This is a genomic window from Nocardia aobensis NBRC 100429 (genome assembly GCF_000308375.1).
Classification (GTDB): domain Bacteria; phylum Actinomycetota; class Actinomycetes; order Mycobacteriales; family Mycobacteriaceae; genus Nocardia; species Nocardia aobensis.
The window spans coordinates 1-12,239 of record NZ_BAFQ01000263.1 but is presented as its reverse complement, the minus strand read 5'-3'; the positions used below and the strand labels follow the sequence as shown (position 1 = coordinate 12,239).

The window sequence follows — 12,239 nt, the reverse complement described above, 5'->3', positions numbered from 1 at the left end:
GGAAGGGTCGTGGTTGCACCCGACGCCACGAACGGGACACCGGACCGCGAGCCCGACGCGGCAAGGGCAAACCGCGCCGGATCCGGTGTGCCGCACGATGCGAAGGGGGCAATCCTGCGGCGCCGGGTGCTACTTCCAAGCGTGCGCGCTCGCGGCGGCCCGGTCACTGCCCTTTCAGTGGCCTTCCGATGCCCCTGGGCGTGAGGCCCTGCCCGCCATGGGAACTATCGCCAGGTCACGGCGGTGGCGATGAGAATCAGATACAACACCAGTACGAATACCACAGCCGGAACGACGGGATACGCGCGGGTGGCCGAATCCGACTCGCCCGCGGCGGGCGACGCCGCTCCGTTTCGCGCGGACTCGGACGGGGGAACTGGTGGTCGCATCCGCTCCGGCGAGCGAGTCAGGAACGATCCGGCCACGAGGACCGGAAGTAGCAACAGTCCCACCGGAATCCACGCCAGTGTCGCCCACGGCAGCGGATGGTCCCACGGCCGGCTCAGCGCCACCTCCGCACCCACCGCGAGGGCCGCGCAGCCCACAATCGCGCCGACACTCCCCCGCACCCCCAGGACATTCGAGTAGTACCACTGCCCAGGGCGTGCGTCCGCCGCCGTCTTGCGCGCGAATTCGAAATGGAGGAAGGCGCCCGCGAAGATCAGCGCGACCCAGGCTGTCCGCCACCCGGATTCGACCTGACCGGTGTCGATCGCCGAACGCACGAGGTACGCGATGATCCACAACTGCACCGGGTAGGTCACGGCCAGATTCAGCAGCAGATCGCCGCGGATCCGCGCCGATACGCCCTCCAGCCCCCACAGCGCCAGGCCGTACCCCATCGCCGCGACGACGAGCACCGCCGACCACCACGACAGCAGCGACGACACCGCTGTCAGCAACACCGCGAGCGCCCCGATCGCACCCCACAATTCGCCGACGCTCACCGCTCCCGTGACCAGCGGCCGATCCGGGTTGTGTACCCGGTCGTAGTCGAGGTCCTTGATCTCGTCCACCATGCGCAGATACAGCAGCAGCACCGCGACGACGACGATCCGCACCGCCGTGGCCCCTCCCGGACGCCACGCGAGGTCCGGATGCGACACCACCGCCGCGGTGCCCTCCACCGCCAGGACGAACATGACGGCGTAGAGCAGATGATGTGTTTCGTACCGCGCGACGGTGAAGCGTGCGATTCGCGCGACGGCCGATCCGCCCAGGCGACGTCGCCCCGGAGTCGAAGCCTGCTCGGACCGGCCGGTGGGCGCGCGACCGCTCAGCATTCCGCCTCGTCGGTGTCGTAGCGCAGGCCGATGCGGGCGGCCACCGCTCCGCACTGGTGAATTTCGCAATCGACCTGTCCCGGAACGGCATCCGAGGGGCGGGTCACACATTCGGCGCGGTGGTCCAGCTCCACGAACTGCTCGAAGGAACTGGAGACCCCGATCAGCCGGCTCGGCTCGGACACCGACATCGCGGTGACCGTCTGCCGTGCCGCCTCGAGCAGCACACTGCCGGGCACGTGATCCACGGTGTGGTCGAACAGGATCGGGTGGCCGGTGTCGATCGCCAGCTCGGCGACCGCGGCCGCGCCGACTCGCCGCAACGGGCCGATCACCACATTGCGCCCGTTGGCCCGGCCCACCTCGACCGCCGCGGCCGGCTGCCCGGGCGGCAGCGCCGCGCCGATGTCGCCGAGGCCCAGCCCCGTGCGCAACCCGCCGCGCAGCGCCTCCCACCGCGACGGCGACACCCAGGTGAAGGATCCGTCCACGATCATCAGCGGCTCACCCCCGCATTCGATGTCGAGCACCATATCCACCCCCTGCAGCACCTCGCCGCGCCGATGCCGGCGCGAAATCTGCACCGACATCACCAGATCCGCGGGCGCGGACCCGATCATCCACCTGTCGCTCTCCGCGACCGCACCGTTGAAGGTGCGCACCACGAACCCGAAATCCTGTGGTACGCCGAAGTATTCGTGCGTGAGAGCGATCGCCGCCTGCCGGGCGGCCTCCATCACCAGCATGGGGTCGTAGGTGTCGTCCCACGGAGCCAGGTGGTCGCCGTAGAAGGCGTGCATGCGGGGTAGCTGGGCGCCGACCACGAACTCGTCGGACCGCGCGGCGTGCAGCGAGGTGACGAAGACCTCCGACACCGCACAGCGGTGGGCGAGATGGCGGGAGATGGTGTGCACGTGGCTCGCGGTCGGGATGGTCGCGGTGTCGATCGTCATGGTCGTGCCTCCAACCAGTCGTGTGCGGATACCGGGGGCAGGGTCTGGCGCCGCCCGCCGTTGCGCATGGGCAGTACATGGGAACCGAGGACGACGGCCGACCAGGGATCGATCGCGCGACCGGTGGCCCAGGCGCGACGCAGCAGCAGCGCACAGTCCTCGTCGCGATCCGGATCGAAGTCCGCCGGAACGTCACCGACGTCGGCGACCAGTCGCGCGGCGGCGGCCGAACGCCCGAAATCCCTGGCGGGCGTGCGGGAATACAGCTCCGCAGCGCAGGCGGCGGCTTCGACACCGCGGTCCCGCCCGGACTCGATCTCCCGCAGCACCCGCGCACGGGTGTCGCTGTCGAAGTAGATCGCGAACTCGCGCAGCACGTCGGCCGGATCGTCGGGCGAATGCACCAGATTCAGCAGGTAGCTGTATCTGCCCAGCAGATAACGCAATTCACCGGGCTGCCGCTTGACCGGATCGGTGGGGCCCTTGGCCGCCGTGAGCCGCACCGGGGTCGGCAGCGCGGTGGGTTCGCCGGAGACGACGAGGACCAGCGCGTCGGAGATCTCGGTCAGCAGATCGGCGAGCCGCCGCCGCTCCGGTGAGGCGATATTCCACGCGAAGTACCACAGCGCGCGCACCAGATGCCGGTCCACCGCGCAGGTGCGCGCCGCGACGATACGGAAATCGTTGTCCCGCAACCACTGCAGTGTCGGTTCGACGGCCCGGGCCACGATCGCATCCGGTTTCAGCAGCAGCAGCGAATATCGGCGAGAGAAGTCGGCCGCGTCGAGGCCGGCCGCACCGAGCTCGTCGACCGTCTCCTGAACGTAGGTGTCCTCGGCATAGGCGGCCGCCTTGGCCGGCAGCGGAGTCGACGCCGCCAGCAGTTGCGCCAGATTCATCGGCTGCCTCCCACGGTCGCGTCCGGGCCGAAGCGCGCCAGGATCTCGGTCACCGACGGCAGCGGATCGCCGAGGTAGCCGCTCTCCAGGCAGTGGTCGAGGAGCAGTCGCAGATACGGCTTGCCGCTCGGCGGGCAATCCCGCCCGAGCAGGGCATGTGTCGCGGTGGTGTCGAACAGCGGTCGGCGGGCGAAGTAGCTCGTGTAGAGCGCGCCGATGCGCAGGAAGTATTCACGCTCCAGCGGGTCCAGATCCTCCACCGCGAACGAGGCCTCGGGCACGAAGGTCGCGACCTGGAAGGAGGGATATTCGGCGAGGACGTCCGAGATGTCACGCAGCGAGAGGGGATCGGCGCCGACGGCGTGAAAGGTCTGTCCCGCAGCGGAATCGAAGTCGGTCGCGGCCTTGGCGATCACGTCGGCGACGAAGTCGACCGGTGCCGGCGCGATCGTGGCGTCGTAGCGGCCGGGCAGTGAGCGCAGCTTGCCCTCGACGATCAGCTTCACCACGGTGTAGAGGTTCTTGTAATCGCGGATCACGCCGGTGCCGATGGCACCGGTGACGACGCCGGGGCGAACGACCGCCCAGCGCAGCCCCGGCGTGCAGCGCACCTGGCGTTCGGCCCGGAACTTACTGTCCTCGTAGCCGTTTCCGAAGGCCTGCCCGACATCGAGTTCCGCCTCGGCGACCACACCCGCCCGCATCCCGCACACGTAGGCGGTACTCACGTACACCAGCGGCACGTCCCAGCGCAGCGCCAGTTCGATCGCGTGCGCGGTGCCACGCACGTTCAGTTCCTCGTAGTCGCCGGCGGTGGCGTCGAAGGCCGTGGTCGCGGCCGAGTGCACGATCATGCCCACGCGGGAGCCCAGTTCGGCGGCGCCGTGCCCGGAGAGGCCGAAACCCAGCCGCCGGACGTCGCCGCGCACCGTCTCGATGCCGTCCATCTCGGAACCGTCGTTGCGGATGATCCGCGCAGTGCTGTGTACCAACCCGACCACGGGCCGGCCCGCCGCGCCGAGGCGCCCCACCACCTCCGCACCGATCAGGCCGCCCGCGCCGGTCACCAGGACGGCGTCGTGTCCGGTCACAATCGCACCTCCTCGATCAGGATCAGGGTCACCACATCCCCGATACGGCGCACACCGGCCAGCTGTTCGGGCCGGTAACGCGGTAGTCCGAAGGCCTGTTCGAGCACGAGGGTCAACTCCATCAAACGAAGCGAGTCGAATCCCAGATCCTCGATCAGCCGCAACCGGTCACCCGGGTCGGCGGGCGGAGCCGGCGCCATCGCGACGACGAGCCGGCGCACCCGTTCCGCCACTGGGCCGTCCACATTCGTCATCACTGTCCTCCGTCGCGCTGGTGGGGTTGCCGCCCGCCCGAGCCGAGCAGGTCGCGGGCCTCGTCGAGCGGCAGTTCGGTATCGAGATAGGCGGCCGGGCGCAGCCAGTCGTAGCTGATGTCGAGCGTGCGCCGCCATTGCTCCCGCGAATCGAACGACGCCGGAAACTGTGTGCCCCCGGCGATCTCACGCACGGCGGCCGCGAGTTCGTCCAGCACGGCCAGCTCGTCCAGGCCGCTCGCGCCCGATCCGAGGACCGCGGAGAAACGCAGGGCCGACGCGCGGTCGACCAGCTCGCGTAGCGGTCCGGCATCCGGCACCATCGCGGCCAGCGTCCGTCCGGGTGCGACATCCGGGGGTAGCGGGTGAATACCGTAGGTGGACAGCGCCATTCGCACGCACATCGCGATCACGCGATGCGCCGCGATATCGGCGACGGCACCCTGCCCCGCTTTCACCGCCCCCATCAGGTCCTCGCGGGCGTTCTCCAGCACCACGTTCGACCAGACCACCTCCATCGCGCAGGCGACGAATCGCTGGGCCGGAAGCGGTGACAGGGTCGCGATCTGGCGGTCCGCGCCGCCACCGGCGAGCCCGAGCGCGGGCATCCGCGTGGACGGAATCGGCGTGACCGGGCGTACCGGCTTGCACATGGCGAGCGCGGGACGCAATGTCTCGCCTCCGCGCAGGGACAATCCGATGAAGCCCAGGCGGACGAATTCGGCGAGTTCGGTGCCGATCGGCGCCCGGCGCAGTATGTCGGCGACCGACTTGCGCGTGACCACGCCCCGCCACGCCGCGGCGCCGCGGTCGGAGAGTGCGAAGACGTCCCGATCGTCGCGCAGCACATGGATCCGGTCGCCGATGGGCCACGTGGTCACGCCGTCGACCCGGGCCAGCAGAATCCGATCGGGATCGTCGGTGACGTCGTCGATGCCGAATCGCCGGGCCAGGGTGAGCGTCTCGTCGAGCGTCGCACCGGGCGGGAGTGCACGGTAGGCGTCGACCCGCTCCGCGATACTGGGATCGGCCGCCACGAGCCGATCCAGCTGTCGCGGAACCCATTTCGTCTCGATATAGGTCTCCCCACGCGTCGCGGCCCACGATTTGACCGCCTGGAGCAGGCCGTCGCGAGCCCACCCGTCGGCTTCCGCGTCGGCGCCCATGGCGCGCAGCGCGACCGCGAACCACAGCGCGTGGCGGCTACGCCGCGCCCACCAGCCGGACACGGTCTCGGCGAAGCCGTCGGCGGGCACCAGCGCCAGCAACCCGTCCAGATCCACGGCCGCGCTCGACCGCAGCACCGTCGCATTGCGGAACCGCTGGCAGCGGTTCAGCACGTCCTCGTCGAGATCGCCGCCCGCACCGGTCACTCGCTCGAGTTGCGCGCGCAGTTGCGCCTCGGATCGGGTGCGGATCTCGATGCGGCGGCCGTCGGCGAACACCACGGTCGGTAGCGTCGGCATCTGCTCGTCACCGGGCGCCACGATCAGGAAGTCGATATCGGAACCCTCGTTACCGAATCCCTCCGCCAGCGACCCCTCGAACAGGGCGGCGGAATTCGGTGGGATCGAGACCGTTTCCAGTGCCGCGGCCAGCAACCGCTCGGCACGATCGAGCGACAGCGCCGGCGCGGTGGAGACACTCGACGCCGTGGTGTCGGCGCCGGGATGTTCGGTGGCGCCCGCCAATCGGCCTTCGGTGTAGAGCTGCCACATGTGCCGGCGGCGCGGTTTGCCGCTCGAGGTGCGGCGGATGAAGCCGCGCGGTCCGGTGACGACGCCGACGGTCCCCGCCGGGCCCAGTTCGCCGCGCACCACAGTCCGGGCCCGGGTGATCCACTCCCCCGGAGCGGTTTCGGCGAAGAGCACGATGCCGGGTGTGGCGCCGCCGGTCAGCGAGACCGCCGCGAGCTTTCCCTTGGTGATGCCGGTTTCGCGCGCCACCCGGGATTCGATGTCCTCCATGAACACCGACCGCCCCCGCACCTTCAGGCTCGTGCCCATCCGGCCCAGCACGAAAACCTCGTCGTGGTAACGGAATCCGGCGTCGCCGGTGTAGAGCCCGCCGTCGGTGATGCGGGTCGCGCCGCCGGCGCCGTCGGTATACCCGAGTGCGACCGAATCGCCGATCACCACCATTTCGCCGAGCACCCCGTCGGGCAGTTCGCGGCCGTCCTCGTCCACCACCACGACGGTGGATTCGGGCGTGGAGTAGCCGAGGCCGGTGATCCAGCCCGGGCCGCTCACCCACCGGTCGTCGGCGAGTACGACCTCCGCGACGATCCGCACCGGCTCACCGGGGCGCAGTGTCGCGGTATCGACCCGCAGGGCCGTGAGCGGCCGGTCGCGCGCCGAGGAGGTGACCATCAGCGTGGCCTCGGCCAGACCGTAGGCGAGGGTGTAGGCCCGAGCGGAGAAACCGCGCGCGCCGGTGAGTTCGGCGAAGGACCGCAGATCCTCGACTTCGACCGGTTCGGAGCCGACCGCCAGGGTCCGCCATCCCGACAGGTCCAGATCGGCGATGTCGTCCGGCGAAACCCGATGTGCCACATAACCGAGCGCGAACGACGGCGACGGCGAGTGCTGGGCGTGCGCCATCGCCCGCAGCCAGCGCGCCGGATCGCGCACGAACTGATCCGGCCGCATCAGATACAGGTCACCCTGATTGGCGACGGTGGTGAGGAATGCGCCGACCAGGCCCATATCGTGGTAGAGCGGCAGCCACGAGACCATCGCCTCGCCGGGTCGCCAGTCGATCAGCCGGCTGATCATCCGGATGTTGTTGGCCAGGTTGTGCCACGACACCCGCACGCCGCGCGGGGTTCCGGTGGACCCGGAGGTGAATTGCAGCAGTGCCGTCTCGGCCGCGGTTGCGAGCGTCCGGTCGGCGGGTGATCCGGTGTCGCCGACGACGACCGGTTCGTCGACACGTCCGGCCGCGGTCATCGCCTCACGGACCAGTGTTTCGAGCTCCACGGAGGTCACGACCACGCGAGGTGCGGCCTGGTCGAGGATCGCCGCGACATGCGAGATGTACTGGGCCATATCGGCGAACATGGGCGGGGCGATCGGCGTGAACACCCCACCGCACGCCCACACCGCGTAAAAGGCGGCGACACAGGGGAATCCGGTCGGCATGACGACGCAGACCCCGGCCTCGTCACCGCCCCCGAGACCTCGTTCGCGGAGCCGGCCCGCGACCGACCAGGTCAGTTCGGCGAGTTCCGCGTAGCTGCGGAACTGCCAGCCGTCGGCTTCGTCGGCGAGGTGGATGCCGGTGGTGGCGGCGGGATTCACCAGCCAGCCGCGCACCAGTGCCTGGTCGTCGTCGGTGTTCCGCAGTTCACTGGGCATCGGCTGCCTCCCCTTCTTCGAGCACGGTGACGGTTCCGCTGCTGCCGTCGACCCGCAACGGCATACCGGTCCGGACGGATCTGGTGACACCCGGAATCTGCACCACCGTCGGCACACCGAGCTCGCGCGCGACGATGGCGACATGGGTGAGCGGGCTGCCCCGCTCGACGACGAGAGCCGTCGCCGACGGCAGCACCGCCACCCATCCCGGATCGGTTCGATAGGTGACGAGCACACCGCCCGCCACGTCGCGCGGCTCGTCGACCACCACCGCCGGGCCCGTGCCGACCCCACCACCCGACGGCGTACCGGTGAAGACCGAACCCGCTGTCGCGGCCGGGGTGTCGGTGATCGGCACCCATCCGGCCGCCGCCAGTTCGGCCGGGCCGAAACCGCCACCGTGGGTGACGAAGCGGGCCGGTGCGACCAGGCGCGCGTCGGCGGCGCGCTGCTGTTTGCGGGCGGCGACCACCGCCCGCAGACCGGCCGTCTCGCCGCCCTCGTAGCAGCTGCGCAGTTGCGGCAGCGTTAGGTAGAACACATCGGAGAATTCGTCGATGATATTGCGCCGCACCAGGTCTCGTCCCATGATTCGGATGGTTCGTTTGACCATGCCGAAGGCGCGGGTGCGGCAGAAGCGCAGACTTTCCCGATGCCCCGCACAGCGAGACACCTTGCGTCGCAACCGTTGGTAGATCGCGCGGCGCCAACCGCGCAGATGCGCATCCAGATACCGTTGCGCGTCGTCGGCGGCGCGGTCCTGTTGTTCCGGCAGTGCGGCCAGCAGCATGACGAACAGGCCCGACGGATCCTCCCGCAGATCCGGCGTCTCGAGCTTCAGTTCGTCGAGGCTGCGGTAGCCGTAGCGGTCGATGTACTCGTCGACGCGCGCCCGGAACTCGTCCTGGCCCGCGGTAACGAGCGCGTCGTAAATGCCCTCCGGGGCAGTGCTTTCCAGTAGCTTGCGCAGATCGTCGTGCTGCCGCACGATCGCGGCGAGCGCCGACATGGCACGGGCCGGCTCGGCGGATTCGACATCGGCCCCGGGCCCGGCGACGGCGTAGAGGAACCACTCCGGCGCCTTCGGCAGGAAAATCCGGGTGAGGACGTACAGCAGGCCGGTGAGGGTCAGCAGCATCGCGTCCAGCACCATCATCGGACCCCAGCGGTGCACCAGTTCCCGATCGAGTTCGCGATAGCGGGCGTAGGCCTGCGCCCCGGTGTCGGCGCTGTCGTCGTGGGATTCGAAATCGTCGTAGACGCGGTAGAAATCGTCGAGGAACCGCCGCATCATCGCGTCGATCCCGGCGATGCGGCGCAGATAGATCACGGTGGTGCGGGCCCGGGACACCACCCGCCGCAGCGGATTGCCGAAGGTGAACGGGCGCAACGTCTTCGCGATGTCGTCCGGCAGTGGTTCGGCCACGCCGAGTGCTGCCTCGAGTACCCGGCGGTTGAGCGGATAGCCCGGCGCGATGCCGACCATCCGATACCAGTGCAGCAGGTTGTAGTAAACGCGGCCGTGAAAGTAGCCGAGCAGCACCGGAGTCCAGCTGTCGGTCTGCGCGACCTGCGGCTGCGGCACCCCCAGGGATTCGGCGTATCCGCGGTACACCCGCCCGTAGATATCGGCCGCGGTGGTGAAGGTGAGCGGTGAGGTGATACCGCTGAAGCTCTCGATGATGTTGGAGTTGTCCCAGATTCGCAGATCACCGTCGGGCACCGCTTCACCGGCGCCGCGCAACGGGTCCCCCACCGCCGTGGTCACCGGCCGCGCCTGCAGCACCCAGAGCCGGTCCTCCGCGTCGAAGGCCCACTCGACGTCCTGCGGGGCGTTCGTCGCCGTCTCGATCCGGCGGCCGACCTCGATCAGCCGGGTCACCTGCTCCGGAGTCAGCGCCGGGCGTGCCCGCAGCGCGGGATCGACGTCCACCGCGATACACCCCTGGTCGCCGTCGGGACGGTAGCGAGTCGCCTTCTCGCCCAACACCGTATCGATCGCCGTGCCCGAAAATTTGTCCACCACATGGGTATCGGCGTCCACGGCGCCGGAGACCAGCCCTTCACCCAGACCGTAGACGGCGCTGATCAGCATCCGGTCCGTGGCGCCGGTGCTCGGATCACAGGTGAACAGCACACCGCTGGTCTCCGCCGCGATCAGGCGTTGCACCACGACCGCCGGCATCTCCGGGAGCGCCAGTCCGTGCGCGAAACAGTAGTTGATCACCCGCGGCGACAACGCCGACGCCCAGCAGGCCGTCACCACCGACGCGATCGCCTCGGCCCCCGAGACGTTCAGGAACGAATCGAACTGCCCGGCAAACGAATACGCGGTGCCGTCCTCCACCGCCGCCGAGGACCGGACCGCCACCGGGGCACGGCCCAGGCGCTGCCACACCTCGTCCATCGCCGCGACGAGGGCATCCGGGGGCGTGGCGGTCATGATGCTCGCGCGTAACCGGGCACCGCGGACCAGCGCCTCGTCGAGATCGGGCGTGCGAACGAATTCCGCTGCCGCCGCGACGATCTCGGCGGGCATGTGCTGGAACATCTCCGGCTCGACGACCAGCCAATCCGGCACCGGCAACGACGCATCACGCAACCGACGCAGCCCGGCCGCTTTCCCGCCGGCATCCGCCGCTTCGGCAAGGCCCGCTTCGGATTCGTGCACCAGGTCTCCTGTCATCGCGGACCGTGCGCCTGCCCAGCGGTCGCTCGCAGAGTTCGTAACGGTATATCTGAAATGTTTCCGTTTCGGAATACCGGTGATCGGATATCCCACCGGCCGCGGTGCGCAGGCGGTCACCGGGGCGTTGTCTCGATATACCGGCCGCGCTCGCCGGTGTTAACCGAAATCCGAACAAGATCGGCTGGCCGCCCGCCGGGAGCGCGGCTACGCTACGTTGAGGCTCGTGACGATCGGTGGAGGGTGTAATTCGGCGTGAGTTGGTCATTCACACCGGACGAGTTCGCGCACATCTGGCGCGAAACCGACCTCGATCGCCATCCCTTCCCCCTTCGCATCCTCGAAACCCCGCGCACCGAGGACGAGGCGGCCACCTTGCGCAAAACCCTCGAGGCACGGCTGCCGCTCGGCGCGGACCCGGACCTTTCCGCCTGTCTGCGTATCCTGGCCGCACCGCACACCCGTGTGGTCGCGATCGGCGGCGCACACAGTCCGGGGACCGAGATCCGGGCGGTGGCGGCGGCGATCTACGACCACGCCGTGCTCACGATCCAGGAACCGGGACGCACACCCGGATTCGGCGGATCCATCCGAATGTCGATCGGGCATACCGCCAAACTGGGCGCCCGCATCGCCGCGCTGCTGCCCGACTGCCCGGCCGGAGGTGAACCCGCCCGCTCGGCACCGACCGAGGCGATACGCGACGACGACTGCCCGCGGCCGGCCTCACCGCCGACGCCGCGCATCCGCCGCCTGCTGCTGAAACCGCATAGCGCCGAAGGGCATATCCGCATCGAGGCCGGCCTGGACCGGCCCACACCGCCCGCGCCGCTGTACTACACGTGGATCGACGTCGCCGAGGACGGGCGCTATCTCATCAAGGCGGGCGACGAAGTCCATATCGTGCCCGCGAGCCGGCAGCAGATCGGCACTCACCTGCAAAAACGCATTCCGCGATGACTGCGACGGGCGCGGATTCGGGCAACTCGGGCTGACCGGACATCGCCGGAACCAGTAAGCTGGGTCGACCTGCAGCCTCACCGGGAAGCCGCCCTCCGGGCGTTCCCCGTCGGCTGTGTGATTGCAGCCCGATGGGGAGCCCGTACGTGGTAGTGCTCCGCTGCCGCCTCCGGCCCTCCCCATTAGGCTGATCGGACCGACCGATCTCAGGGGTGCGCATGACGATCGAGACCAGCCAGGCCGATATCACCCGTTTCTTGCAGGCCGCGCGCGGGGGAACCGTCACCTTCGATCCGGCGGCCGCGCGTGGGTGCGCGGAGATCTATCAGCAGCAGGCCGACCGGCTTCGGGAACTACAGCAGCGCCTCGATTCGGTGGCGCAGCTCAGCGGATTCGGGGGCTTCTTCTCCGCTCAGCAGTTGCAGGCCGGATTCGGCCGCAAGGCGCGCGATGCGGCCGAACTACTCGACCAGTACATCGCCGCCGCCTACCGCATGAAAGAGGCCTTCCTGACCAGCGCCGGGCTCTACGAGGAGGCCGATTCCGCGCATGCGGCCGCGCTGCGGGCGATCTCGTCCGGACTGTCACGATGAGCGCCGAATTCCGTTACGGGCCGGCCGCATCGCACACCGACCCCCAATACGTCAGCGCCATGGAACATTTCGAGTCCATGACACACGAACAGATCCACACCGGAACGGAGAAGATCGAGGCCGGTGAGATTCTGCAGGCCTCCCTGATCTGGCTGGAGGCGGCC

General features: G+C 69.3%; 9 protein-coding genes. 2 read left to right on the top strand and 7 right to left on the bottom strand.

The genetic code is table 11. The features are described 5' to 3' along the window. Window positions 1-224: 224 nt before the first annotated feature. Genes RJ03_RS28220 through RJ03_RS28190 form a run of 7 tightly spaced genes read right to left on the bottom strand, consistent with a single transcriptional unit; the run spans window position 225 to window position 10,507 of the window. On the bottom strand, window positions 225-1,283 hold the full coding sequence (locus tag RJ03_RS28220) for a UbiA prenyltransferase family protein (protein ID WP_157122358.1): 1,059 nt from the start codon (window positions 1,281-1,283) through the stop codon (window positions 225-227). Beyond that, the gene (locus RJ03_RS28215; RefSeq protein ID WP_036508068.1) at window positions 1,277-2,236 is read right to left on the bottom strand and encodes a ScbA/BarX family gamma-butyrolactone biosynthesis protein; all 960 of its coding nucleotides are present in this window, start codon (window positions 2,234-2,236) and stop codon (window positions 1,277-1,279) included. Before RJ03_RS28215 ends, RJ03_RS28220 begins: the two co-directional genes overlap by 7 nt. Further along, window positions 2,233-3,135 carry a nucleoside-diphosphate kinase gene (locus RJ03_RS28210; protein WP_036508067.1) on the bottom strand — a complete coding sequence of 301 codons (903 nt, stop codon included), beginning with the start codon at window positions 3,133-3,135 and terminating at the stop codon, window positions 2,233-2,235. The genes RJ03_RS28215 and RJ03_RS28210 overlap by 4 nt, the downstream gene beginning before the upstream one ends. Then, on the bottom strand, window positions 3,132-4,226 hold the full coding sequence (locus RJ03_RS28205; RefSeq protein ID WP_036508065.1) for an SDR family oxidoreductase: 1,095 nt from the start codon (window positions 4,224-4,226) through the stop codon (window positions 3,132-3,134). Before RJ03_RS28205 ends, RJ03_RS28210 begins: the two co-directional genes overlap by 4 nt. Next, entirely contained in the window at window positions 4,223-4,480 is a 258-nt protein-coding gene (locus RJ03_RS28200; protein ID WP_036508073.1) for an acyl carrier protein, read from the bottom strand. Before RJ03_RS28200 ends, RJ03_RS28205 begins: the two co-directional genes overlap by 4 nt. Continuing rightward, window positions 4,480-7,836: an AMP-binding protein gene (locus RJ03_RS28195; RefSeq protein WP_036508063.1), complete on the bottom strand. Its 3,357-nt coding sequence runs from the start codon at window positions 7,834-7,836 to the stop codon at window positions 4,480-4,482. Before RJ03_RS28195 ends, RJ03_RS28200 begins: the two co-directional genes overlap by 1 nt. Next, window positions 7,826-10,507, bottom strand: coding sequence for a phosphoenolpyruvate synthase (locus RJ03_RS28190; RefSeq protein ID WP_036508071.1), 2,682 nt, complete (start codon window positions 10,505-10,507; stop codon window positions 7,826-7,828). Before RJ03_RS28190 ends, RJ03_RS28195 begins: the two co-directional genes overlap by 11 nt. Window positions 10,508-10,777: 270 nt before the next feature. Here RJ03_RS28190 and RJ03_RS28185 point away from each other — a divergent pair, with 270 nt between their 5' ends. Beyond that, a complete protein-coding gene (locus RJ03_RS28185; protein ID WP_036508061.1) occupies window positions 10,778-11,482 on the top strand; it encodes an ESX secretion-associated protein EspG in 705 nt (234 codons plus the stop codon). A gap of 218 nt (window positions 11,483-11,700) precedes the next feature. Next, window positions 11,701-12,075, top strand: a complete 375-nt coding sequence (locus RJ03_RS28180; protein ID WP_036508059.1) for a soluble NSF attachment family protein — start codon at window positions 11,701-11,703, stop codon at window positions 12,073-12,075. Window positions 12,076-12,239 lie beyond the last annotated feature (164 nt).

Bases quoted from the DNA above. Each gene is read 5' to 3' on its own strand.
- RJ03_RS28180 (WP_036508059.1), top strand. From the start codon at position 11,701: ATGACGATCGAGACCAGCCAGGCCGATATCACCCGTTTCTTGCAGGCC.
- RJ03_RS28220 (WP_157122358.1), bottom strand. From the start codon at position 1,283: ATGCTGAGCGGTCGCGCGCCCACCGGCCGGTCCGAGCAGGCTTCGACT.
- RJ03_RS28215 (WP_036508068.1), bottom strand. From the start codon at position 2,236: ATGACGATCGACACCGCGACCATCCCGACCGCGAGCCACGTGCACACC.
- RJ03_RS28195 (WP_036508063.1), bottom strand. From the start codon at position 7,836: ATGCCCAGTGAACTGCGGAACACCGACGACGACCAGGCACTGGTGCGC.
- RJ03_RS28200 (WP_036508073.1), bottom strand. From the start codon at position 4,480: ATGACGAATGTGGACGGCCCAGTGGCGGAACGGGTGCGCCGGCTCGTC.
- RJ03_RS28210 (WP_036508067.1), bottom strand. From the start codon at position 3,135: ATGAATCTGGCGCAACTGCTGGCGGCGTCGACTCCGCTGCCGGCCAAG.